The organism is Nitrospirota bacterium (assembly GCA_016219645.1).
Taxonomy (GTDB): Bacteria; Nitrospirota; Nitrospiria; order Nitrospirales; family Nitrospiraceae; genus Palsa-1315.
In genome coordinates, this window is sequence record JACRLR010000008.1 from 1 (window position 1) to 1,063 (window position 1,063).

The window sequence follows — 1,063 nt, forward strand, 5'->3', positions numbered from 1 at the left end:
CAAGATCCGCAACGCCTCCTCGTAAAGCCGCTGGCCGGTGGCCTCATCCTGCAACAACTCCGGCACGACGGATCGACCTGCCACCAAATTCACCAGTCCAATCCATTTGACCCGGAGAAAGAAACTCGCGATCCAAAATTCTAATTCCGATGTTCGATAGATCAACACCATAGGAGTGCCCACGACGGCTGCTTGCAGCGTGGCTGTCCCCGACGCCACGAGCACCACATCAGATACGGCCATCACTTCACTGGCTTGTTCTTTGACCAGAGTGACAGGAACCGAACTTTGCCGCAAGAGTGGCTGCAGCAGATTATCCTGAATTGTGGAGGCCTGCGCCAAGATAAACTTCGTTTTTGGCGCCCGGTGAGCCAATTGCTCTGCGGCTCTGATCAGGATCGGCAACAGAGCCTGCACCTCATGCGCGCGGCTCCCCGGCAACAAGCCAATCACCCGCTCATCCTGAGCGAAGCCAAATCTGCTGCGCAGCGCCGTCCGATCGTAGGATCCTTCGACTGCATCCAAGATGGGATGGCCGACAAATGTGCAGCGCATACCCGCGTTGTCATAGAGGGGTTTTTCAAAAGGCAGAATGACCAACACCTGATCGACTCGTTTCTTGATCCAGTACATCCGCCAGGCCCCCCAGGCCCAAATCTGCGGCGCAACATAATAGAACACGCGCAACCCAGCGCCCTTGGCAAAATAGGCGTACCGTAAGTTTAATCCGGGGTTGTCGACAAAGATGACCGCATCCCATGGTTCGGATCGAAACAACCGTCGCATGAAGAAAAACCGTCGCATGATCGCCACCAACACCAAGGGCCCGACCATCCCCATCACGTCGAACTGCCCCATCTTGCAGACCAATTGCACACCGGCCGCCTCCATCGCGGCCCCTCCGATCCCGGCCAACGAGACTTGAGGGTCCTTGGCTCTGAGCGCCTTGGCCAGATTGGCTCCGTGGAGGTCGCCGGAGGCTTCACCAGTAATGATCAGAATACGCGCCATGACGATTTATTGGAGCACAGACAGTGACTGCGATTCGATGCACGCGGCTGAG

Annotated in this window: 1 protein-coding gene; it reads right to left on the bottom strand. The window is 56.8% G+C overall.

Going from position 1 to position 1,063, the window contains the following annotated elements:
• Positions 1-1,011, bottom strand: a 1,011-nt coding sequence (lpxB, locus tag HZB34_02125; protein ID MBI5314750.1) for a lipid-A-disaccharide synthase, incomplete at its 3' end; no start/stop codon positions are given.
• Positions 1,012-1,063: the final 52 nt, after the last annotated feature.